This is a genomic window from Paenibacillus sp. (assembly GCF_035645195.1).
Lineage (GTDB): Bacteria > Bacillota > Bacilli > Paenibacillales > YIM-B00363 > Paenibacillus_AE.
In genome coordinates this window covers 110064-131095 of record NZ_DASQNA010000031.1, presented here as the reverse complement: position 1 = coordinate 131095, position 21032 = coordinate 110064, and the positions used below count along the sequence as shown (strand labels likewise).

Sequence of the window (21032 nt, the reverse complement as noted above, 5' to 3'; positions counted from 1 at the left end):
TTTTCGGCCGAGGCGGCCGGGCCGCCTTATCCTTTGATCGACCCGACCATCGCGCCTTTGGCGAAATGCTTTTGCAAAAACGGATACACGAGCAAAATCGGAACAACCGCGATGACGACGGCAGCCATCTTCAGCGTCTCGTTCGGCGGAGGCTGAATGAGCGGGTCCACGTCGCCGAGCGAACTGCTGGAAGCGTCGATCAACATGTTTTGCAGCAGCACTTGAATCGGCCACAACCCGGGATCGTTCAAATATAGCAGCGCGTTGAAATACTGGTTCCAGTAGCTGACGGCATAAAATAAACCGAATGCGGCGAGCGCCGGCAGCGACAACGGCAGCACGATGCGCCAAAACGCGGCGACCTCGTTGCATCCGTCGATCGACGAAGCCTCGATCATTTCCTCCGGAATGCTGTCGTAAAAGCCCTTCATCAAGATGACGAACCAGCCGCTCGACAGCGAAGCGAGGATGACGGACCATATGCTGTTAATAAGCCCCAACTCGCGAATCAACATATAGTTCGGTATGATGCCTGGGCTAAACAAAATGGTGAACAAGATGAGCATCAAAAACACTCTCCTGCCTCTGAACCGTTTGCGCGACAGCGCATACGCGAGAGACGACGTCACCGCCAAGCTGCAAAGCGTGCCGACGAGGGCGAGAAACGCGCTCACCCCGAGCGCGTTCGGAAACGCTTCCGTCGAGAGCAAATACCGGTATGAAGCGAGCGACCAATTTTCCGGAAACAGTACGAGCTTCTTCTGCAAATATTCGTACGGATCGGTAAACGATACGACGAACACATAATAGAGCGGAAAAATCGTCACGATCGAAACGATGCCAAGCGCAATGAAATTTACCAAGTTAAACGTACGATCTCCGAGCGACAGTTTCATGCGTCTTCCCCTCCTTTAAAACACGCCGTCTTCCCCGAATTTTTTCGCAAGCTTGTTCGCCAGCAGCACGAGCGTGAGACCGACGAACGACTTAAACAACCCGATCGCCGTGCTGTAGCTGAATTCGCCTTGCTGAACGCCGACGCGATACACGTACGTATCGAACACTTCCGCCACATTCGAAACGGCGCCGTTATACATCAAGTACACTTGCTCGAAGCCGACCTCCATAATGTCGCCGAGCCGCAAAATAAACAAAATGATGATTACGTTCCGGATCGTGGGAAGCGTCACATGCCAGATTTGCTGCAGACGATTCGCTCCGTCCATCTTGGCCGCTTCGTACAGCTGCGGGTTTACGCCGGCGATCGCCGCGAGGAAGATGATCGTTCCCCAGCCCGCTTCTTTCCAAACCGACTGCGCCGTCAAGATGAACCAGAACAAGTCCGGATTCGTTAAGAACGGCACCTTCGTCTTGCCTAACAGTTCCAGCGCCATGTTTACAATCCCGTTTTGCTGCGACAACATGATGAAACTGAGCGAAACGATGATGACCCATGACAAAAAGTGCGGCAAATAAATGATCGATTGCACTGTCCGCTTGTACACTTCGCTTCTCAGCTCGTTCAGCATGAGCGAAAGAATAATCGGCAGCGGAAAGAAAAAAAGTAAGTTGAGCAAGCTGATCGCCATCGTGTTGCGGAACAAAATCGGGAAGTCCGGATTCGTAAACAATCTCTCGAAATGTTTCAGTCCGACCCATTCGCTGCCCGCAAACCCGGCGAAGGGGGAATAATCTTGGAACGCGATCGTAATTCCCCACATCGGCAAATATTTAAAGATTAAAAAATAGATGAGCCCCGGCAGCGCCAAAATATACAAATATTTATCTTTGCCGAACGACTTCCAAAGCTGTGTCGCTTTGCTCGGCTCCGCCCTCCCGGCCACGGTCACTTTGCTTTCCACGCTTGTTCCCCGCCTTTCGTGTTGTTCGCCTGTTACTACCGTACGGGAGCCGCGTTTTTCCCGCAATTACACTTTCTTGACTTGGGTTAAGACTTTATTGATGGCTTTGACTTATTTAGAAAACCCGCATAAAATAAGGCTCCGGCCGCGGCGGAAACCTGTCGGCCGGAGCATGCGAATGTCGAATTATTGCCGGAGATGACGCTGCAGTTTAATCGTCTCTACGCCTGCCAGCATGACGATGCCGATGCCGTGCGTGTCGTTTAAATTCCATGACAGTTCATCTTTGTAATACAATGTCGAGAACGAATATCCGGAGCCGCGGCAGACGCCGTATACGTTGCCGTATTGGTCGACCGAGACGCGGGTCAGCCCTTCCCACGCCCGCATGACCGAGCGGATGTACGGCTCCGGCTGTTCGTACCAGCCGAAACGAACGCCGCGGGCGAACGCGTAGGCGAACATCGACGTGCAGGACGTTTCCTCGTACGATTCCGGCACCGTAAGCACTTGATGCCATAAGCCTCTCTCGCCTTGCAGCCGCAAGTACCCTTCGCTCAATTCGCGGAAGAAGCAGAGCAGCTCGGCTCTCTTCTCGTGATCTTCCGGCAGCGCGGCGAGCAGTTCGGTAAGCGAGAACAGCACCCAGCCGTTGCCTCTTCCCCATGGGATTCGCGTCGGTTTGTCGAATTTGAAGTCGTACACATGCGACATAATTTGCAGCTCGGGCATGTACAAATACTTTTTATACAACAAAAACTGACTCGCCGCGTCGTCGATATACTTGCGTTCGCCGGTCGCTTTGTAATACTCGCACAGGAACGGCGTGCTCATATATAAATCGTCGCACCACAACGTATCCTTCATAAATTCGGTGCTGCCGCGCACGCGGTAGAGCGCCCCGTCGGGCAGCCGGTCTTGCACGTTCGAAATATAATCGGCGATTCTCGCCGCCGTCTTGTTCGCGCCGCGCGGCTCCCGCACCTTTATCGCCCGCATCATCAGCGCCGCGAACGATCCGCAGTCGTCGAGGCTGTCGATGGCCGACAGCTGCGTGTTGATCGCCGCCGCGCCGTACCTTTCCTTATCCCACAGCGCGTAATCGTCGAACGCCGTGCACGTCTCCACATGCTCCAATACATAGTCGACGTACTGCTCGCGCTTCAGCGCAAGCCCTGTCTCCAACATGCCGTACAGCGTCACGCCGAGCGGATAGTTCCATTTCGCGAACAGCTTGTTTTCGAGGTACGGGCGAACGACCGCATGCGGCGCGTCGACACGCCAGTAGACGCCTTCTTGGCCGTTCGGAAACACCCCATCCATTCGGCACAGCTGCTCGGGGGAAAGCTCGACCTCGGCGCCGAACGGCCCGGCATATAACCAGACGTCGTCCGTCCCGTGCACCGGATGCGGCAAACGGAAACGGATGCCCGGCTCGTTCGTCTCAAGCGCAAAGTCCCACCGGCCGCCGTCCTCTCTCTCGGATACGACGACGACATCGGTTTCGCCGAACGAAAGCGCCGCTTCGAAGCGGAGGTTGTCGCCTTGCCCGGCAAATGCCTGCTGGCCGCCGACGTACACCGCCGTTTTCCCCTCGAACGATCCTGTGAACGCGACCGTATGCTTGCCCGGGCGCTCGCTGATCGCTTTCGTCCACGCGACGGCCCGAACTCCTGCTGCCCCGGCGAACTGACGTCCGAACCGGCCGAGTCGAAGCTCCGCTTCCGTCCAGCCGAGCCGCGGCAGCCAGACGACATCCGAGTCGGCTTCCTCCCAGCCCTCGCCGGGAATGTGCGGCAGCGGCTCGTCGATCGGCGCGGTATATACCCACCCTTCTTGTCCTTCCCGATTCGCCGTCGGCGCCAAAAAATGAAACGGCATATTTTTGAACGAACCGGTTCCGAAACGGCCTCCGCAGCCGAGTTCCGTCTTCGTAAACCGGACGACGAAGTGGTTCCAACCCGCGATAAGCTTCGCGACAAACACTTGTTTGCGCTCCGGGAACATCTCGTCCGCGATCGTCGTGCGATGAACGTGTTCGCGGTTCACATACACGTCGATCGGCCCGTAACCGTTCACGCCGAATCGAAACTCTCCGTCCTGCTCGCTCCATAACTTCGCCCAAGCATAAACGTACTGCCCTTCGGCGATCGCCGGAAACTTCCGATCGAAATCGAAAACGTACTGGAATTCGTCGTTTCTTAAAAAACCGTCCGTGCGGAACACGCGATACACCGGAGGGTGCTGCGGATTGTCTCCGATATAACGGTCGGCGATCGTTTGAAGCGTGCGCTCCGGGTCGCCGTGATATCTGTGGTAAATGCTTTGCTGCGGATGAAAGTATGCCATCTGTCCCGCTCCTTTTTTAATTACGTTTCGTGCATTTTCTAATGCTAAGCTGGAAGAAACGGCAAATTCAATCATACTTTCTTGCGGGGGTTGCACTTTATTGAAACTCGGGGCCGAGGGCGGGATCTCGGAGATGTCGCGATTTCATAGCCCAAATGTCGCCATTTCGCACTTAAATTGTTTGAATCCCTATGTTACGCTTAGGTAGCAATGTCTTGATTTTATACACGGGAGAGATATGGATGACCATCCGCATCGGCAAAATCAGTTACTGGCACGTGCACGCATGGGACTATACCAAGCAAGCGCTGGAGCACCCGGACACCGTCATGGCCGCCGTGTGGGACGAACTGCCGTCCCGCGGCCGGGAAGCCGCGGAGAAGCTCGGCGTCCCGTTCTACGACTCGCTTGACGACATGCTTGGAAGCGGTACCATCGACGCCGTCATCGTCGACGCGCCGACGAACCGCCACCATGAAGTGATGGTCGCCGCGGCGCGGGCGGGCAAACACATCTTCACCGAGAAGGTCGTGGCCGCGACGCTGCGGGACGCGAACGACATCCTTGCCGAGGTCGAGAAGGCGGGCGTCAAGCTGACGGTGTCGCTGCCGCGGCTGAACGACGGGTACACGCTGGCGATCCGCGACATGTTGGACCGGAAGCTGCTCGGCCGCGTGACGCTCGTCCGCGTCCGGCTGTCCCACGACGGCGCGGTCGCCGATTGGCTGCCGGAGCATTTCTACAGCCTTGAGCAATGCCAAGGCGGCGCCTTGATCGATCTCGGCTGCCATCCGATGTACTTGACGCGGCTGTTCCTCGGCGAGGCGCCGATCGACGTCGCTTCCCAGTTCGGCTACGTGACGGGCCGCGACGTCGAAGACAATGCCGTCGCCGTGCTGTCGACCGCCTCCGGCGCCGTCGGCGTCGTCGAAGCCGGCTTCGTCAACCCGCACTCTCCCTTCTCGATCGAGATCAATGGCACGGAAGGCACGCTGCTGTACGGCACGCCCGACGCCAAGCTGCTGCTGCGCACGAAGGCCGGCGGACGCGCGGACGCCGGCTGGCAGGAGCAGCCGCTGCCTTCGAGACGGGAAAGCGCGTTCGAGCAGTGGGTCGGCCATATTCAAAACGGAACGACCGCAGACGAGAACGTCGCGCTTGCGCTCGAGCTGACGAAGCTGATGGAAGCGGCCAACAAGTCCGCCCGCGAGCGCCGCGCCGTCAAGCTGGAGGAACTCGAGGGGTGAACAAGTTCCCGTACGCCGTCATGCTCGAGAAGCAGGACGCGCTGGAGCGGCTCGACGTCCGTGTGCGCTGGGGGCGCTACGACATCCGCGTCCTCCGCTTCCATCTGACGACGTTCGCGCCGGGCCGGACGGTCGAATTTCACAAGCACGACGAGTTCGAGTTCCATTTCATCCCGAGGGGCAAGGGCGTCGTCCGCATGGAAGGGCAGGAGTACGCGCTGCGGGAGGGCATGTTTTATTTGACCGGCCCCGGCGTGCTCCACTACCAGGAAGCGGACGCCCACGTCGCGATGGATGAGCTGTGCCTGCACGTCGACATCGCGGAGCGCGACGCCTCGCCGCAGCCGCCGGACGGCCCGGACCGCTGGGAGCTGGCGGAGGCGGACGATTGCGTCCTGCAGCTGCGCGCCCTCCCGCGCGTTCCCGCGTTCGACGTGCACGAGGCGATGCCCCACTTCCTCGCGGCGTACGAAGCGTGCAGCGAAGGCGCGCCGGGACTGTACACGACGATCAAGCAGCATGTCGTGCAAATTTTGCTCAAGGCGGCGCGGGCGTACGACGGCGGGGCGGCCTCGCGCCTCGAGCTGCCGTCCCGCGACATGAAGGCGTACCGGTACCGCCTCGCCATGCAGTACATTCGGGCGAATTACGCGGGCACGATCACGCTCAATCATGTCGCGGAAAACCTGAACATCAGCGCGCGGCAGCTGCAGCGCATTTTCAAGGACGTTCGCGGCGACGCGTCGTTCAGCGGCATTTTGGAAGAAGTTCGGCTCGAAGCCGTCTGCAAGAAGCTGGCGGAAACGGATCTAGCGATCGAGCAAATCGCAATCAGCGAAGGCTATTCGAACGGCAATTATTTGCATGCGGTGTTCCGCAAACGGTTCGGCATGACGCCGGCCGCGTATCGCAAATCCCACCAACCTTTAGGAGGAATCGTTCGTCATGGGTAACACGTATCGCATCGCAATCGTAGGCTGCGGGGGTATCGCGAACGGCAAACATATGCCGAGCCTCGCCAAACTGTCCAACGTGCAAATGGTCGCCTTCTGCGACATCGTGCCGGAGCGCGCGGTCGAGGCGGCCGAGAAATACGGAGCGGAAGGCGCAAAGACGTATACGGACTACCGCGAGGCGCTGAAAGATGCGACGATCGACATCGTGCACGTCTGCACGCCGAACGATTCCCACGCGGAAATCGCCATCGCCGCGCTCGAAGCCGGCAAGCATGTCATGTGCGAAAAGCCGATGGCGAAAACGGCCGCGGACGCGGCGCGCATGGTCGAGGCGGCGAAGCGGACGGGCAAAAAGTTGACGATCGGCTATAACAACCGGTTCCGCCCGGACAGCCAGCATTTGAAGAAGCTGTGCGAAGACGGCGAATTCGGCGACATTTATTACGCGAAGGCGCATGCGATTCGACGCCGCGCAGTGCCGACATGGGGCGTGTTCCTCGACGAGGAAAAGCAGGGCGGCGGCCCGCTCATCGACATCGGCACGCACGCTCTCGACCTGACGCTGTGGATGATGAACAACTACAAGCCGAAGGTCGTGCTCGGCACGGCGTACCACAAGCTGTCCCAGAAGGAAAACGCCGCGAACGCTTGGGGACCTTGGGATCCGAAGAAATTTACGGTCGAAGACTCCGCATTCGGGATGATCGTCATGGAGAACGGCGCGACGATCATGCTCGAATCGAGCTGGGCGCTCAACTCGCTCGACGTCGACGAGGCGAAGTGCACGCTGTGCGGCACGGAAGGCGGCGCCGACATGAAAGGAGGCCTCCGCCTCAACGGCGAGAAGCACAGCCGCCTCTACACGACGGAGGTGAACCTGCAGGCCGGCGGCGTAGCGTTCTACGACGGCAAGCAGGAGAAAGACGCCGATCTTGAGATGCGGAAGTGGATCGAAGCGATCGACGAGGACAAAGAACCTGTCGTCACGCCGGAGCAGGCGTTCGTCGTCTCGCAAATTCTCGAGGCGCTATACGAATCCGCGCGTACGGGCAAAGCCGTATACTTGAATCAATAAAAAAAATCGGAAGCCGGGCAGGATCTCCTGCCCGGCTTCCGCTTACACCGGCACGAACCAACGGATGAACGCCGCTATCGCCCCGTTCGGATCCCAAATGCGGATGCGAAACAGCTGCAGCACGCTGAGCACCGCCGCGGCGGCGTAGACGAAGGCGTACACGATCAGCTGCTTCGTCTTGCGGCGACGAACGAGCGCCGGGACGTCGAGCAGCGCGATGGCGGCGAACAACACCGCAAGTCCAACCGCCAAACCCGTTTCCATGCCGCGTCCCCTCCTTTCGCTTTATTCCATTTTGTTGATCGTCGGGTCGATGACGAGGCCGCTTCGGCGAATGTTCGCGTCAATTTCCGCTGTAATGCGCACCTCGCGCAGTGTCTTTTCCCATTCGGGTTCCAGCTTGCGCCACACCTTGGGGTAGTGACGGCGCAGCTCGCGGCCGATGCCGTAGACGTCCGAGCCTTTCGCGGCCGCCCGCTCGTACATGGAGGTGAGCAGCGACTCGATTCGGTCCGCGACCGCTCGCTCCACTTCGACCATTTGCGTCTCTTCCATGAGACTGCCTTTGCACGTTTGATCGAGCAAATTGCCCTCCACGAAAATATCGAACGTCCCTGTAATCTTACCGTTGTCGACCGTCACCTTCAGTTGGCTGCGGAAATCCGTCACCTGGAACGTGACGTACCCGCTGCCGTCTCGCGGACAGCGGGCTTTGATCGTCGTGTTGGCGTACGTGTTATGCGCGATCGCGAGGCCGTGCACCGCTTCGTCCGTTATGTACTCAACCAGCCGATCTTTGTCGAACACCGCCGCCCCTTCCAGCGAGTACGCCTCCACTTTGCCGCGAATTTCCCGCGGATCGATGACGTCGACCGCGATGTCGACGCCCGGGGACGACAAAACGCCGGTCAGCTTCCGGAGCGTCATCTTCCGCGCCGGGAGCTGGCGAATTTCGGCGTTCGCGATCATATCCGCCATCGCCTTGGCAGGGATGTTGCCGAGCTCGATTCTTTTGTTCAGAATGTCCTCCGCTCTGCCCCGCGTGACGACGACGTACGTCCCGGAGCGGCTGTCGCGGCTTTTCTCGAACCACGTAATGACGGGAGCGATGCCTTCCTTCGCCAGTTCCTCCCCAAAAATAATGATTTGCAGATGGGGCCAATACAGACGCCGCGGCGAAATGCGGTTCAGCTCGGAAATCGCGTCGAGGAACGTTTCGCCCGAAGCCGTCAGGCTCCAGGTCGGCAGCTCCGACCCGCCGCCGCCGCCCGCCTTGGCCTGCGCGGTCGGCTTGATGACCTGCGCCGTCACCTCGAAACGCTGTTTCTCCCCCTGGTCGACGCCGACGCCGATGACGACCGCGACTTCGTTCAACTCTTTCTGGTCCCAGCACCCTGGGAGCAGCGCCAAGGCGAGGAGCGCCAGCGCCGCGCGACGCAGCATCATCGCTTCTTCCCCCCGCCCGGTCGGCTCCATTTTTGGGGCCGGTCGAACCGGTCAACCGAGGAGGCCACTTGGGACGGCCGCTGCCTCATCGCCCACCACGGCGCGCGAACGACCATATCTCTCCAGCTTCGCCATTGCAGCGGAACGAACGGCGACATATATGGCACTCCGAACGAACGCAGCGTGTTCAGGTGAATCGCGATTAAGATCAGCCCGAAGAAGAAGCCGAACGAGCCGATGAACGCGGTGAGCAGCAGCATCGCGAAGCGGATCATGCGCGAGGCGATCGCGAAGCCGTAGGACGGCGTCGTGAACGAAGCGATCGCCGTCGCGGACACGGCGATGACCGTGCCGGGGCCGATCAAGGACGCTTCGACCGCGGCCTGCCCGAGCACCAAACCGCCGACGATCGATACGGCGGAGCCGATCGTTTTCGGGAGGCGGATGCCCGCCTCCCGGAGCACTTCGAAGGTGACTTCCATTAGAAACACCTCGAGCGCGATGCCGAACGGCACGCCTTCGCGCTGCCCCGTCAAGGCGATCAGCAGCGGCGTCGGAATCATTTCTTGGTGGAACGTTAGGAGCGCGACGTAAAAGGACGGGAGCAGAAAAGAGAGAAAAAACGTGACGGTACGAAGCAGCTTCAACAACGTAGCGATATCGTACCGCTGGTAGTAATCTTCGTTCGAGTACAAAAATAACGTAATCGTCGCCGGCACGACGAGCGCGACCGGCGTCCCTTCCGTCAGGATGGCGATGCGCCCTTCGAGCAGCGCCGCCGCGACCCGGTCGGGCCGCTCCGTGTTGAACACGGTAGGGAACGGGGAATATACCGGATCTTCGATGAATTCTTCGATATATTGCGATTCGACCACGCCGTCGATGTCGATTTTGTTCAGCCGGTTCCGAACCTCCTGCAGAATGTCCGGCTTCGCCAGTCCGTCAATGTACAGAAGCGCGACGGGGGTATTCGAGACGTGGCCGATCGTCCGGGTTTCTACCCGGAGCCTCGGGGTATACAGTCTTCGGCGGATCAACCCGAGATTCGTCAACAGCGATTCGTTGAACGATTCCCTCGGCCCGCGGACGACCGCTTCCGAGGCGGGCTCCGTCACGCCGCGCCGCGCTCCGCCGTCCGTCGCCGCCGCCCACGCCAGCGCGAAGCCGTCGCGCAGGACGATCGTCTTGCCCGATAGCAGCTCCTTGGCGGCCTCCTCGACCGTCCGGCATTCGCTCAGCCGGTTCGTCGCAAGCGCTCCCACCGGTCCGCCCGTTCGCGCGCCGTCCGGCTGTTGCAGCTCTTCGACGACGAACCGGTCGACGATCGATTTGTCCACGAGGCTGTCGAAAAAGAAAATCGCGGCGACCCCGCCTGCCGCATCCGGAATGCGCCGTTCGCCTAAATCCTGCGTATGGCCGAAGTGCCTCCGAATCGCCGCCGCATTATCTTCCAGCCGGTCGGACAGGAACGTTGTCTTCCCGTCGTCCGCCTCCTCCTCGAACCCGAGCTTTCCTCTCCGATTCATTTCCCGGTCCCCCTTTCGAATCCATGACACGTCGTATGCGCGCGATTAGCAGCAGCAGAGCGGGGAGCACGAAGCCCATCAGAAGGCCGTAAATGGGGTAGATATCCTGTAGGAATCGGTATATGCCGATGAAGCTTTCGCTGAGCAGCAGCGAGAATGCGACGAGCAGCGCCCCCGTCGGCGCGACGAGCGAGCGGTAATCGTCCAGCTTGAACAGTTTCTGAAGGCCGTAAGTCAAAGCGTACAAATAAAGCGATATTTTCGCGAACGACCCGAGGCTCCAGAGGAATATCGCTAAAATGTCCAGCCGCTGCAGCTCCGCGACTTGAATGTCGCGCAGCATTTGATACGTCGGGAAGCTTAACCCCGCTCCGCGCTCGCCGCCGAACACCGCGACCGGCCCTGTGACGGGCCCGAGAAACATAACGATCAAGATTCCCATCGTCAGCACGCTGGCGGCGCGCAGTTTTCGAGCGTTCCTCACCTGCGGGAAAACCATCCCCAACACAAGGAACGTGCTGTACAACGCGATTAAGTTCAAGCTGCCGAGCAGCATCGGCCCCGGCCCGTCCTCGAGGATCGGCAAGAAATTGGCGTAATCCTTCTCCCGGTGCGTCAGGATCGAGGCCAAAATGCCGATCGGAATCATCGTGCACAGAAACATCGCGTTCGTCCGCGCCAGCACCTCCAGCCCTGCGCGAACGGCGTATCCGGCCAAAATGACGATCGCCGAAAAATAGACGAGAATCGGCGTGCGCGGCGTGATCGCGGACGTGAAAAATTCGCCGAAGCCCCGGACCGACAGCGCGGCGTCGTGAAAGAAGTAAAACAAAAACGCCAGCGCGAACAACGTGCCAAGCCAGCGGCCGACGATCGATTGAGCGTATTCGACGATCGTCTGATTCGGATACCATTTCGACAGCGTCGATACCATGTAGCCGATAAACAAGGCGAACGGCGCGGCGACGAGCAGCGACAGCCAGCAATCGCGCCCGGCGCGATTAATGATGACCGGGATGAACAGCAGATGCCCCGTCACCGTAATGCTGGATATGGCCAGCATGAGCGCTTGAAGCTTCGAAATTTGCGTCCCCATGGTTTGCGTCCCCATTCGTCGGAAGCTCTTGTATCGTATTTTTGACATTTAATATCAACCAACTCTTCGAAAATCATGCAACCGAGTCCTTTCGTCCCGGACTAAAGTCCAGTTCGGACATGCACCTCGAGGAGGAAGACGTTCGACCGGCCGAACGGCTATGATGAGGCGAGCGAGACATTTTCATAGTTCGGAAAGAGGGATGGCAAGTGAACGTTCGCGCGGTGGCCGGAGCGGTATTGATGCTGTTGGGCGTGTTTTTATTTATGAATCGAGGGGAGACGTTCGACGTCGGAGACGTCTTCGAATATTTTTGGCCCTCGATCTTTATCATTCCGCTCGGTTTATTCTTCCATTGGCTGTATTTCGGGGTGACCGGCAGACGGGGCGTCGGCGTGCTCGTGCCGGGGGGCATTTTGCTGACGGTCGGCGTCGTCTGCCAGCTGTCCATGCTGTACGATATTTGGGAAGTGATGTGGCCTGGCTTTATTTTGGCCGTAGCGGTCGGGTTGTTCGAGCTGTATTGGTTCGGAGGGCGCAACCGATGGCTGCTGATCCCGATCAACATTTTGACGGTGCTGTCGCTGCTTTTTTTCGCCGTCTTCTCGATCGGGTCGCTGTTCAGTTATTTGTCCGGAAAGCCGTATATCGCCGTCATCTTGATCGTCGTCGGCGCCTTGATATTAATGAGCCGCAAGAAAGAAGCGTAGCTTCGCCGCGCGTCCAACCGTCAAAAACCGGTTCCGCCGCCCGAATAGTATGTTATATTCCTAGTAACGGAGTAACGGACAACGAGGGGGCATACCTATGAACAATCGGTGGAAACGTTGGACGGCGGCGGCGGTCGCCGCATGCGCGGTCGCGGCGGCGGGGTGGACCCCGATGCCGTCGGCGCCGGAACGGGCGGCCGCCAGCGCGCTGCAGCCGATTCAGCTCATCGCGGAGCAAGACCATATCGCGCCGGGCGGAACGATTACATACCGCCTGCTGTACCACGCCGAGGCGAACGCGGAAGCGTCCGGCGGCGCGACGGCGGAAGTCGTCGTGCCGGCCGAACTGACAATCGTCGACGCGGGCGACGCGGCGTGGGACGCGGAGAAGCGGACGCTGACGTGGAATTTCGGCGGCGTGGCCGCAGGCGCGGCGGTCGCCGCGACGTTCCGCGCCAAGGTCGGCGAGGATGCGGCGCCGGGCGGCCGCATCGAGGTCGGCGCCACGGCGGAGCTGGCCGCAGGCGTGGAGACGGCGGCGCCGGCCGTCGGGGTGATGGTCGGAACGGACACGCATCAGCCGTTCATGCAAGGGTACCCGGACGGCACGTTCCGGCCGGACGGCTTGCTGACGCGCGCCGAAACGGCCGCGATCGTCGCCCGGATTAAGGGGCTGAGACAGCTCGAAGGCGAATCGTTCGAAGACGTCGACGCAAGTCACTGGGCGTACCGGTACATTCAGCAAGTATCGGCCGAAGGGTACATGATCGGGTATAACGGCGAATTCCGGCCGGAGGAACCGATTACGAAAGCGGAGCTCGTCGCGCTCATGCTGCGCCTGCGCGGCGTCTCGCCCGTGCCGCTGGCCTCCGAGCTCTCGGACGCGATCGACGGCTGGTCCAAGTACGCCGTCGGCACGGCCGAGACGCTCGGCTGGCTCGCCGCGGCGGACGAAGCGCCGTTCGCCGCGGAGGAGCCGATCGAGCGAGAACTCGCGGCGCAATGGATCGGCGTCGGCCTGCAGCGCGGCCCGCTCATGGACGGGGTCGCCGCCGTCGAGCAGCATTTCCCGGACGTGCCGCGGGATCATCCGTACTTCCGCTGGATCGAGGAAGCGTCGGCGGTCGCCCACGAATCCGAAGACCGCGGCGAGTTCAACGAATATTTGATCCAATATTTGCCCGATTACACGGCGGCGTTCTAAACGGGCGCCCCATGCGAAGGACCCGGCGCGAGAGGCGCCGGGTCCTGTTTCGTTACGCTTTCGCTTCCGCGCGGTCCTTTCCTTTGTCCGCTTCGGAAGCGTTTTTGTTCGCCGCTTCGCGATCCTGCCTCATTTCCTCCACCGACTTCACCCGAAGCCGCGCGGCGCCTTGGTACCCATCTCTCGTCGGCACGCGGGGGCCGCTCTCGAGCCGCTCTTTCGCCTCCGCGATCGCCGCGCCGTACTGCGGCAGCCAACGCTCCTGCGCGACCAGCATCTCGTCAACCATCTGCCACACTTCTTTCGGATTGCAGACGGCGCCGACGAGCGGATCCATTAAGAACGCCTGCCGAAGCAGCATGTCGTCGCCCCGGACGGCCGCCTCGACGGCGAGGCGCTGCACCGACACGCTGACATTGCACACGGCAGCCGGCCCGAGCGGCAGCGCGCCGACCTTCGTCATCGAGATACCGTTCCCGTCGACGTAACCGGGCGCCTCGACGACGCAATCGTCCGGCAAATTCGAGATGATGCCGTTGTTGACGACGTTGAAATGTCCCCGGTACACGCGTCCCGTCTCCAGCGCCTCGATGATGTACGAGCCGTGCTCCTCGCCGCGCTGATCCGGCGCGTACGTCTTCGGCGCTTCCTTCATCCAATTCGGGAAGTCCGTTTCGAACCAATTGCGACCTTCCGTGCAGACGCGAAGATAGCCGCCGGTTTCCCCATTGATCCAGCTTCCCAGGTCGATCCAGTCGTTTATTTCGTCCGGACGCTTCCGATACCAAGGCACGTATTCGCTGAGATGGCCGTTCGACTCCGTGCTGTAGTACCCGAACCGGCGCAGCATGTCGATGCGCACCTTCTCGGTGCGTGAGTATGCCTCGTGCTTCTCGAACGCCTCAAGCAGCCCCTTCGTCAAATCGCGGCCGTTGTGCCGAATTTGTATGTACCATGTTTGGTGATTGATGCCGGCGCAAACGATGTCCACCTCGCGCTTGTCGAGACCGAACACCTCGGCGATTTGATGGTGGCCGTGCTGCACGCCGTGGCACAGTCCGACCGTGTTCACCCCGCCGTATTGATTGCATGCCCACGTCAGCATCGCCATCGGGTTCGCGTAATTGAGCAGCAGCACGTCTTCGCGCGCGCATTCGCGAATGTCGCGGCACAAGCTCAACATTTCGGCGATGCCGCGCTGCCCGTACATGATGCCGCCGGCGCACAGCGTGTCGCCGACGCATTGGTCGACGCCATACTTAAGCGGGATTTCGACGTCGGTTCGGAACGCTTCAAGGCCGCCTACGCGGATCGTGCAGATGACGTACTTCGCGTCGCGCAGCGCCTCGCGCCGATCCGTCGTCGCTTGGATGTCGATCGCGAGGCCGTTCTCCCGAATGTCGCGCTGACACAGCTCGGTCACCATGCCCAAATTCCGTTCGTCGATGTCCATGAACGCAACCTCGATGTCCCGGAACTCCGGCACGCTCAGCAAATCGCGAAGCAAGCCTCTCGTGAACCCGATGCTGCCCGCTCCGATGAATGCGATTTTGAATGACATGTCCTCTTCCCCTTCGCGGCGCGCAGTATCGTTCGAGCGGCCGCTTATAGTTTCATTGTAGCAACGGCCCCAAGGGAAGCGTTATCAAAATCGTCACCTTTTCGGCGCCCAAGGTGTCAACTATCGTCACCTTTTCCCCGAACGTCCCACTTTTGCGTCATCATCGTTTGGCGGTACTCCGCCGGCGTCCGATTCGTCATTCGTTTGAACAGCGCGTGGAAATACTGCCTGCTGCCGATCCCGATCGCATCGCTGATGTCCGCGATCGGAATATCGGTGCGCTGCAGCAGCATTTTCGCCTTTTCGATACGCAGCGACGTCAAATACGCGTTGACCGTCCGCCCGGTTTGCGCCTTGAACAGTCGATGCACGTAGCCGGGATGCAAATTAACGGCGGCCGCGATATCCTTAGCGCCGATGTCCCGGTCGTAATTTTGGCTCATAAATGCGATGCACTGCCGCACATACCGCTCGGCTTGCGGCTCGCCGCGCCGCTCCTCGCGAAGCCGGGCGATGCGAATCAGCAGCTGGGCGAACAGCAAATGCGCCATCGTCCCGCCGTTCGCGCCCGCCGCATCCAGCTCGAGCACGAGCGCCTTCAACGCATAGTACACTTCGTCGGGGTCCCGAAGCAGTAAATACGGCTCCGGAGCCGACAAGAGCGCGCTCAGCGCGCGCTCTTCGGCCGCCAGCCTGCGCATCGACGGCACCGCCGCCGCTTCGCTGCGCAGGAAGTTGAACTCCACGTTCAGCATGCGGCACGTGCCCTCGACGACGAGGCGATGCGGCACATTCGCCCCGATGACGACGAATTCGCCGTTCGTCAGCCCGAATGCATCCGGCGGCGCCGATTCCCGATGCGACACTTCGACGCGGCACTCGCCCCGGATCACATACATGATCTCCGTCGAGTCGTGGCGGTGAAACGGCATATCGAACGCCTGCCACTGCCGGAAATAATACGCGTACGCTCTCGGATACACGTCCTCCGCCAGCGCGGCATCGGGAAACAGCGCCGCCCCGCCGGTCATGGCCGATTTCGGTCCGCCGGGTAGACCAGCCCCATTTGACGGCGCGCCTCGTCCATGATGCGAATCGTCGCGAGCGACACCTCGTGGCTGTTGACCGGCGATTCCGTCGCCCCGCGGCGGACGAGCTCCATGAACGCTTCGATCTCGTAGCGCATCGTATGCTCGGATTGCGGCCGCGTCAACGTTTCCGCCTCCCCCCGGCGGTTGCGCCACTCGACCGTTTCCGGCTCGCTCATCTTATCGAACACGAGGTTCCCGTCCTCCCCTTGAATTTCGCACGGGACGGTCGAATGCGTAATCTTCGAATACGCGACCACCGCTTCCATGCCTTCGTACTGAAGCAGCAAGCTGCCCGCGCCGTCAACGCCGGACTCCAGCATGACGCCGTTCGCCTTTACCGACTTCGGCGCTCCGAACATCCGCACGATGGGGTAGATGCAATAGACGCCCAAATCCATCAACGCGCCGTTCGACAGCGTCGGATCGAACGCATTCAAGACGGTCCCCGCCCGGTACGCGTCGTACCTCGACGAATACTGGTTGTACGACGCGTTCACCCGCCGGACCTTACCGACGCGATGCAGATTGTCCCGTATCGCTTCGAAATTCGGCAGGAACGTCGTTTTCATCGCTTCCATGAGCAGCGCCCCGTTCCGCTTCGCCGCTTCGATCATCGCAGCCGCTTCGAATTCGTTCGAAGCCAGCGGCTTCTCGCACAGCACGTGCAGCCCAAGATCCAGGCAGCGAATCGCCTGCTCCGCATGCAACGCGTTCGGGCTTGCGATGTATACCGCATCGACCGTTCCCGACGCGGCCATATCCTCGACGCTCGCGAAGCGATGCGGAACTCCGTGCTGCGCCGCGTACGCCTCCGCGCGTTCGAGCGCGCGGGAACAAACGGCGGCCGCTTCGAACCCTTCGACCGTCCTGCCCGCCTGCAAAAAACGTTCCGTAATCCAATTTGTCCCTATGATGCCAAAGCGAACCATTCGCTTTTTTCTCCCCTTCCATACTCTACGCTTTCGCTCCGTGCCGCCGCCTCTCGGCAGGTTACGCTCACGTCGCCGGCGACGCCCCTGCAGCGAACCGTCCAAGCAGATTCTAGCAGAACCAATTTAACCTTATCAACAAATGTTTCGGACTTTTTCGCCGCGCCCCGGCATACGAATATGTGTACGGAGTACGCTTTTTCGGGAGGTATCGTCATGTATACGCCGAGGAAAACTTATACGCCGTTCGTCGGCCCGTTCGACCCGTGTCCACCGCTGCCGGTGAAAACATACGAAACCCCGCCCCAGCTGTACCTAGGCTTCCAGCCGTACGGGCTTCCGCAATTTTCCCCGAGCGACGCGTTAAAGCACGGCACGCTATGGCCCGCTTTGTTCGCGCCGTACTCGAACCCGTACGAATCGCTGCAAAAGGGGGAGAAACGCGAATGAGCACCATCGACGGTTGGAAGGACGACCAGAAGAAAACCTACTACGAGCTATTGCGGCAAATCCAAGAAGTCGATTTCGTCCTCGTAGAATTGAATTTATACTTGGACACCCACCCGGACGACCAAGCCGCCATCGCGCAGTACAACCAGTTCGCGCAGAAAAGCATGGCGTTAAAGCAGCAGTTCGAAGCGCTGTTCGGACCGCTGCGCCATTTCGGCAGCAGCTATTCGCCGGCGCCTTTCGCTTGGAAGGAAGCGCCTTGGCCTTGGCAAGTGTAGGATCCAAGAGGGGGGAATCGGACGGATGTGGATTTATGAGAAAAAGCTGCAGTACCCCGTTCGCGTCAGCAAATGCGATCCGCGGATGGCGAAATATTTGATCGAACAGTACGGAGGCGCCGACGGAGAACTGGCCGCGGCTCTCCGTTACCTGAACCAACGGTATACGCTTCCCGAGAAAGTGATCGCGATCGTTAACGATATCGGCACCGAAGAGCTCGCGCACCTCGAAATGATCGCCACGATGATCTACAAGCTCACCAAAGACGCCACGCCGGAGCAAATGAAGGAAGCCGGTCTCGGCGACCATTACGCCAACCACGATAAGGCGCTCTTCTACCACAACGCCGCGGGCGTTCCGTGGACCGCGGCGTTCATTCAAGCCAAAGGCGATCCGATCGCCGACCTATATGAAGACGTCGCGGCCGAGGAGAAGGCGCGGGCCACCTATCAGTGGCTTATCGACATGACCGACGACGTGGACTTGATCGACAGTCTGACTTTCCTGCGCGAGCGCGAAATCGTTCACTCGCAGCGCTTCCGGGAAGCCATCGAAATACTGAAAGCGGACCAGCAAACGAAAAAAATCTTTTAACCCTTTTGAGCGGCTCTCGACGGCCAATTCAGCATCGTCATCCCCGCAACGATCGTCGCCGCGCCGAGGACGATATACAACGTTATCGGTTCGCCCAAAAACAGGCCCGACCACAACACGGTAAACAGCGCGGCCATATTGGAAACGATGACGGCTACGGAAAATTTCACCGTCCTGAGCGCCCTCGACAGCATGATGAAGCTGAACCCCGTGACGAGACCGAGCGCGACGGCGGCCAGCCACGCGCCAGGAACGAACGTCGGCTCCCAATCCGCCGCGAACGGGAGCGGCGCGGCGGCGAACAGCGACGCCCAGAAGAACGTGCTGTAGTTCATCGACACGTCGTTCATCGCGTCGAGGAGCATTTTGGAGCTTAAGAAATGCAGCGCGGCGCCGACCCCGGAAAGCGCGAACAACAGCGTTACGACCCCCTGCTCGCCGAAGGCGGCCATCGGCGGCCTGCCGTTCAACGTGATCAGGAGCACGCCCGCCAGCACGAGCGCGGCGGCTCCCCAGCTGCGCGCTCCCGGCTTTTCTTTGAACAGGAACATGCCGACGATCAGCAGCGTAATCGTCTGAATCGGCAGGACGAGCACTCCCCCGTACGCATGGCCGATCGAAATCGCGATATTCTCGAACAAATAATTCGCGCATTTGCCGATCGCGCCGATCCAGATCCATCGGTGCATCGCCGCCGGTCGAAGCGACTTGCGCGTCGCGTACAGGAAAACGGCGAGCGCCGCTACGCCGATCGAAAACCGCGCGAACGTGATCGAATATGCATCGAACTGCAAGGACGCGACTTTAACCAGCACGCTTACGATGCTCCATGCCAAAGAAGCGACGATAAGATATAGCATCGCTTACGCCGCTCCGGCGATCGGCTTCGCGACCCTTCGCTCCATGCTGATCCAGACGAGGCCGAGCAGCATGAACGCGCCGCCGGCGATTTGCGTGAACGTAATCGCCTCGTCGTACATGACGAAGCCGGCGACGACGGCAGCCGCCGGAACGGCGTAGCGGAAGAAATTCGCCCGCGCCGCCCCGATTTTGTACATGCTCCAATTCCAGCCCAAAAACCCGATTAGCGTGCAGAATAAAACGTTATACCCGATCGAACCCCACTCGACGGCGCCAAGCGTCCCCCACTGCACTTTGCCCCACGAAGCGAACGTGAGCGGGGCCATGCACAACGCGCCGAACAACAACGTCCACGCAGTTACCCGAAGAGCCGAATACTTGTTCATCAACGGCATCGTGCCTAAATTAAAACAAGCGCCAATAATGCTGACGGCGAACGCCATCAAATTGCCGACCATATGTTCCGACGACAAATCGAGCCCGCTCCCGCCGAGAATGACGAGCGCGACGCCGACCATCGCGATGCCGCCTCCGACCGCCACTCGAACGCTCAACTTCTCCCGCGTGACGAGCGGCGCCAGCAATGCCGTAAAGATCGGCCACGGCGCGACGTTCAACAACGATGCATTCGCTAGCGTCGTATATTTAATCGAGTACATGACTAGCAGCTCGAGCAGCGTGACGCCAAACAAACCGAGCGCGAACGTATGCAGCAGCGCAGCCCGCGGCAGCCCGACGCTGCCCTCCTGCCACTTTAACAATAAAAAAAAGCACGGCACGGCGAGCCCGAACCGCAAAAACGTAAATAACACCGGATCGAACGTATCCATCGCAAGGCGCGAAATGCCGAAATTCGCTCCCCACATCACGGCGACGGCGATCAACATCGCGTATGCACCCAAACTCGTCTTCAATTGGCTCTCCCCGTTCTCCCTATGTCTATATACGGACTTTTACACTAAGTTATATCTTACTCCCGACCTCCTTTTCGAAACAACCTATTTTTGCACCCGCGATCCCGCAGCTTTGCTTACCAACCATTGACCCTCAACCTTTTGTCGCAGCTCCTCAACACTATCCCTAACCTTCACGGCCAACCCCTGTTTCTTTGCGAACATATTCCCCTCTTTCGCCGATTTTATCGTTTTTTCGCGTACTAATCTTCCCTCTCGCGGTCAACCATCAGCTTCTTGTGGACTTTTACTCTCTCCGTTCTGTTCTCAGCTTCTCGTGGACTTTTGTTTCTCACCCCGACAGGTCCCGGCTTCTCGCGGAATGTTTGTCTCTCACCCGTCCTGTTCCCTGCTTCCCGTGGACTTTTGCCTCTCTCCCATTTTGTTCTCAGCTTCTCGCGGACTTTTTGTCTCTCACCCGTCTTGTTCCCTGCTTCCCGTGGACTTTTGCCTCTCTCCCATTTTGTTCTCAGCTTCTCGCGGACTGTTTGTCTCTCACCCGTCCTGTTCCCTGCTTCCCGTGGACTTTTGCCTCTCTCCCGTTTTGTTCTCAGCTTCTCGCGGACTGTTTGTCTCTCACCCGTCTTGTTCCCTGCTTCCCGTGGACTTTTGCCTCTCTCCCGTTTTGTTCTCAGCTTCTCGCGGACTGTTTGACTCACACCCGTCCTGTTCCCTGCTTCCTGTGGACTTTTGCCTCTCTCCCATTTTGTTCTCAGCTTCTCGCGGAATGTTTGTCTCTCACCCGTTCTGTTCCCTGCTTCCCGTGGACTTTTGCCTCTCTCCCATTTTGTTCTCAGCTTCTCGCGGACTTTTTGCCCCTTTCCCGACCTGCTTTTGAATTCT

At 59.6% G+C, this 21032-nt stretch carries 21 protein-coding genes; 8 read left to right on the top strand and 13 right to left on the bottom strand.

What is annotated here, in order from left to right:
- Positions 1-26 precede the first annotated feature (26 nt).
- The 3 genes from VE009_RS17275 to VE009_RS17265 form a co-directional block, all read right to left on the bottom strand.
- Complete coding sequence (locus tag VE009_RS17275; protein WP_325009783.1) at positions 27-896, bottom strand: carbohydrate ABC transporter permease; 870 nt, start codon at positions 894-896, stop codon at positions 27-29.
- A gap of 15 nt (positions 897-911) precedes the next feature.
- The gene (locus VE009_RS17270) at positions 912-1844 is read right to left on the bottom strand and encodes an ABC transporter permease (RefSeq protein ID WP_414694889.1); all 933 of its coding nucleotides are present in this window, start codon (positions 1842-1844) and stop codon (positions 912-914) included.
- 204 nt (positions 1845-2048) lie between these two features.
- A complete protein-coding gene (locus VE009_RS17265) occupies positions 2049-4211 on the bottom strand; it encodes a glycoside hydrolase family 88/105 protein (RefSeq protein ID WP_325009781.1) in 2163 nt (720 codons plus the stop codon).
- A gap of 242 nt (positions 4212-4453) precedes the next feature.
- Here VE009_RS17265 and VE009_RS17260 point away from each other — a divergent pair, with 242 nt between their 5' ends.
- Genes VE009_RS17260 through VE009_RS17250 form a run of 3 tightly spaced genes read left to right on the top strand, consistent with a single transcriptional unit; the run spans position 4454 to position 7489 of the window.
- Entirely contained in the window at positions 4454-5458 is a 1005-nt protein-coding gene (locus tag VE009_RS17260) for a Gfo/Idh/MocA family oxidoreductase (protein WP_325009779.1), read from the top strand.
- Entirely contained in the window at positions 5455-6411 is a 957-nt protein-coding gene (locus VE009_RS17255; protein WP_325009777.1) for an AraC family transcriptional regulator, read from the top strand. The genes VE009_RS17260 and VE009_RS17255 overlap by 4 nt, the downstream gene beginning before the upstream one ends.
- Entirely contained in the window at positions 6404-7489 is a 1086-nt protein-coding gene (locus VE009_RS17250) for a Gfo/Idh/MocA family oxidoreductase (protein ID WP_325009775.1), read from the top strand. The genes VE009_RS17255 and VE009_RS17250 overlap by 8 nt, the downstream gene beginning before the upstream one ends.
- A 42-nt stretch (positions 7490-7531) precedes the next feature.
- Here the strand turns inward: VE009_RS17250 and VE009_RS17245 are convergent, their stop codons facing one another.
- Genes VE009_RS17245 through VE009_RS17230 form a run of 4 tightly spaced genes read right to left on the bottom strand, consistent with a single transcriptional unit; the run spans position 7532 to position 11572 of the window.
- Positions 7532-7753 carry a hypothetical protein gene (locus VE009_RS17245; RefSeq protein ID WP_325009773.1) on the bottom strand — a complete coding sequence of 74 codons (222 nt, stop codon included), beginning with the start codon at positions 7751-7753 and terminating at the stop codon, positions 7532-7534.
- Between the two features lie 21 nt (positions 7754-7774).
- Complete coding sequence (locus VE009_RS17240) at positions 7775-8935, bottom strand: Ger(x)C family spore germination protein (protein ID WP_325009771.1); 1161 nt, start codon at positions 8933-8935, stop codon at positions 7775-7777.
- The gene (locus VE009_RS17235; RefSeq protein WP_325009770.1) at positions 8932-10461 is read right to left on the bottom strand and encodes a spore germination protein; all 1530 of its coding nucleotides are present in this window, start codon (positions 10459-10461) and stop codon (positions 8932-8934) included. The genes VE009_RS17240 and VE009_RS17235 overlap by 4 nt, the downstream gene beginning before the upstream one ends.
- Complete coding sequence (locus tag VE009_RS17230; RefSeq protein WP_325009768.1) at positions 10379-11572, bottom strand: endospore germination permease; 1194 nt, start codon at positions 11570-11572, stop codon at positions 10379-10381. The genes VE009_RS17235 and VE009_RS17230 overlap by 83 nt, the downstream gene beginning before the upstream one ends.
- Positions 11573-11766: 194 nt before the next feature.
- Between VE009_RS17230 and VE009_RS17225 the strand changes: the two genes are divergently transcribed.
- Together VE009_RS17225 and VE009_RS17220 are read left to right on the top strand one after the other, a co-directional pair.
- On the top strand, positions 11767-12267 hold the full coding sequence (locus VE009_RS17225) for a hypothetical protein (RefSeq protein WP_325009766.1): 501 nt from the start codon (positions 11767-11769) through the stop codon (positions 12265-12267).
- 97 nt (positions 12268-12364) lie between these two features.
- Positions 12365-13471: an S-layer homology domain-containing protein gene (locus VE009_RS17220; protein ID WP_325009764.1), complete on the top strand. Its 1107-nt coding sequence runs from the start codon at positions 12365-12367 to the stop codon at positions 13469-13471.
- A 52-nt stretch (positions 13472-13523) separates the two neighbouring features.
- On the opposite strand, the gene VE009_RS17215 is transcribed toward VE009_RS17220, so the two are convergent.
- From VE009_RS17215 to VE009_RS17205, 3 genes are all read right to left on the bottom strand, one after another.
- Positions 13524-15032 carry an alpha-glucosidase/alpha-galactosidase gene (locus VE009_RS17215; RefSeq protein WP_325009762.1) on the bottom strand — a complete coding sequence of 503 codons (1509 nt, stop codon included), beginning with the start codon at positions 15030-15032 and terminating at the stop codon, positions 13524-13526.
- Positions 15033-15148: 116 nt separating this feature from the next.
- On the bottom strand, positions 15149-16063 hold the full coding sequence (locus VE009_RS17210) for an AraC family transcriptional regulator (RefSeq protein ID WP_325009760.1): 915 nt from the start codon (positions 16061-16063) through the stop codon (positions 15149-15151).
- Entirely contained in the window at positions 16060-17052 is a 993-nt protein-coding gene (locus tag VE009_RS17205) for a Gfo/Idh/MocA family oxidoreductase (RefSeq protein WP_325009758.1), read from the bottom strand. Before VE009_RS17205 ends, VE009_RS17210 begins: the two co-directional genes overlap by 4 nt.
- A 216-nt stretch (positions 17053-17268) precedes the next feature.
- Here VE009_RS17205 and VE009_RS17200 point away from each other — a divergent pair, with 216 nt between their 5' ends.
- The 3 genes from VE009_RS17200 to VE009_RS17190 are packed head-to-tail and all read left to right on the top strand — an operon-like array spanning position 17269 to position 18375.
- Positions 17269-17502 carry a spore coat associated protein CotJA gene (locus tag VE009_RS17200; protein ID WP_325009756.1) on the top strand — a complete coding sequence of 78 codons (234 nt, stop codon included), beginning with the start codon at positions 17269-17271 and terminating at the stop codon, positions 17500-17502.
- The gene (locus tag VE009_RS17195) at positions 17499-17780 is read left to right on the top strand and encodes a spore coat protein CotJB (RefSeq protein WP_325009754.1); all 282 of its coding nucleotides are present in this window, start codon (positions 17499-17501) and stop codon (positions 17778-17780) included. The genes VE009_RS17200 and VE009_RS17195 overlap by 4 nt, the downstream gene beginning before the upstream one ends.
- 25 nt (positions 17781-17805) lie before the next feature.
- A complete protein-coding gene (locus tag VE009_RS17190; protein ID WP_325009752.1) occupies positions 17806-18375 on the top strand; it encodes a manganese catalase family protein in 570 nt (189 codons plus the stop codon).
- Here the strand turns inward: VE009_RS17190 and VE009_RS17185 are convergent.
- The 3 genes from VE009_RS17185 to VE009_RS17175 all read right to left on the bottom strand — a co-directional run bounded on the left by VE009_RS17185 (position 18372) and on the right by VE009_RS17175 (position 20848).
- Complete coding sequence (locus VE009_RS17185; RefSeq protein WP_325009750.1) at positions 18372-19235, bottom strand: DMT family transporter; 864 nt, start codon at positions 19233-19235, stop codon at positions 18372-18374. The genes VE009_RS17190 and VE009_RS17185 overlap by 4 nt on opposite strands.
- 3 nt (positions 19236-19238) lie before the next feature.
- Positions 19239-20150, bottom strand: coding sequence for a DMT family transporter (locus tag VE009_RS17180; RefSeq protein WP_325009748.1), 912 nt, complete (start codon positions 20148-20150; stop codon positions 19239-19241).
- A gap of 242 nt (positions 20151-20392) precedes the next feature.
- Positions 20393-20848 (bottom strand): hypothetical protein, encoded by a 456-nt coding sequence (locus VE009_RS17175; protein ID WP_325009746.1) that lies wholly within the window; start codon positions 20846-20848, stop codon positions 20393-20395.
- Positions 20849-21032 lie beyond the last annotated feature (184 nt).

What these genes read in the sequence shown, in the direction of transcription:
- VE009_RS17210 (WP_325009760.1), bottom strand. Translation starts at nt 16,063, where the DNA reads ATGACCGGCGGGGCGGCGCTGTTTCCCGATGCCGCGCTGGCGGAGGAC.
- VE009_RS17215 (WP_325009762.1), bottom strand. Translation starts at nt 15,032, where the DNA reads ATGTCATTCAAAATCGCATTCATCGGAGCGGGCAGCATCGGGTTCACG.
- VE009_RS17200 (WP_325009756.1), top strand. Translation starts at nt 17,269, where the DNA reads ATGTATACGCCGAGGAAAACTTATACGCCGTTCGTCGGCCCGTTCGAC.
- VE009_RS17205 (WP_325009758.1), bottom strand. Translation starts at nt 17,052, where the DNA reads ATGGTTCGCTTTGGCATCATAGGGACAAATTGGATTACGGAACGTTTT.
- VE009_RS17190 (WP_325009752.1), top strand. Translation starts at nt 17,806, where the DNA reads ATGTGGATTTATGAGAAAAAGCTGCAGTACCCCGTTCGCGTCAGCAAA.
- VE009_RS17185 (WP_325009750.1), bottom strand. Translation starts at nt 19,235, where the DNA reads ATGCTATATCTTATCGTCGCTTCTTTGGCATGGAGCATCGTAAGCGTG.
- VE009_RS17195 (WP_325009754.1), top strand. Translation starts at nt 17,499, where the DNA reads ATGAGCACCATCGACGGTTGGAAGGACGACCAGAAGAAAACCTACTAC.
- VE009_RS17275 (WP_325009783.1), bottom strand. Translation starts at nt 896, where the DNA reads ATGAAACTGTCGCTCGGAGATCGTACGTTTAACTTGGTAAATTTCATT.
- VE009_RS17245 (WP_325009773.1), bottom strand. Translation starts at nt 7,753, where the DNA reads ATGGAAACGGGTTTGGCGGTTGGACTTGCGGTGTTGTTCGCCGCCATC.
- VE009_RS17220 (WP_325009764.1), top strand. Translation starts at nt 12,365, where the DNA reads ATGAACAATCGGTGGAAACGTTGGACGGCGGCGGCGGTCGCCGCATGC.
- VE009_RS17240 (WP_325009771.1), bottom strand. Translation starts at nt 8,935, where the DNA reads ATGATGCTGCGTCGCGCGGCGCTGGCGCTCCTCGCCTTGGCGCTGCTC.
- VE009_RS17265 (WP_325009781.1), bottom strand. Translation starts at nt 4,211, where the DNA reads ATGGCATACTTTCATCCGCAGCAAAGCATTTACCACAGATATCACGGC.
- VE009_RS17230 (WP_325009768.1), bottom strand. Translation starts at nt 11,572, where the DNA reads ATGGGGACGCAAACCATGGGGACGCAAATTTCGAAGCTTCAAGCGCTC.
- VE009_RS17260 (WP_325009779.1), top strand. Translation starts at nt 4,454, where the DNA reads ATGACCATCCGCATCGGCAAAATCAGTTACTGGCACGTGCACGCATGG.
- VE009_RS17250 (WP_325009775.1), top strand. Translation starts at nt 6,404, where the DNA reads ATGGGTAACACGTATCGCATCGCAATCGTAGGCTGCGGGGGTATCGCG.
- VE009_RS17235 (WP_325009770.1), bottom strand. Translation starts at nt 10,461, where the DNA reads ATGAATCGGAGAGGAAAGCTCGGGTTCGAGGAGGAGGCGGACGACGGG.